The organism is Bacillus cereus group sp. BfR-BA-01379, assembly GCF_022663605.1.
In the GTDB taxonomy this organism is placed as follows: Bacteria; Bacillota; Bacilli; order Bacillales; family Bacillaceae_G; genus Bacillus_A; species Bacillus_A mobilis.
Map to the genome: position 1 here is coordinate 1 of NZ_JAKUFT010000186.1, position 626 is coordinate 626.

Genomic DNA, 626 nt, shown 5'->3' on the forward strand with positions numbered 1-626 from the left:
TCTTCCGTTTCTGCAATTACTTCCACTTCTTCTGGTATTTCCACAATGATTGTTTCTTCCAGTTTCTCTTCTGCTTTAACAATCACTGATTCTTCTGGAGATTGCTCTTCTACTTCAATAGTAGGTTGTTCTATTTCTGTATTACGTTTAATTTCTTCTGTTAATATTGTATCCTCGTGCTCTACTTTAGAATCTACTGATTCCTCTTGTAGAATGTTTCGGGCCACTACATCACTTTCTTGTTTAGCATCTTCCATGCTCTCAGCAATTGTTTCGTGAAGTAATTCAGCCGCTGGAACTTCCTGCGGTGCACTAATTTCTTGAACCACTTCTTTTTCTTCTACTATAGGTTCTTGGCGTTCAATTTCATAACCGTTTTTCTCTAGCCATTGATCGACAACTGACTTTTCTTCCTTTTTATTTTGTTGATCTTGCTGATCAACTCCTTCATGACTGGAAGAATTCGTTGCTTGTCCTTCTGAGAAATCAGATAATGCATATCCTTTTTTCTCTAACCATGCATCAACGACTGATTTGCCCTCTACAGATATTTCAAGGTCTTCTCTTTCCTTTTCTTCCTCCTGCTTTTCTACCTTTTTCTCTACTGAAGGACGATTATATCCGTA

The 626-nt window shown here is 37.7% G+C and carries 1 pseudogene; it reads right to left on the minus strand.

The features are described from left to right. Nucleotides 1–626 (minus strand): annotated as a pseudogene (locus tag MR113_RS27330) (DNA translocase FtsK); the annotation flags it as partial.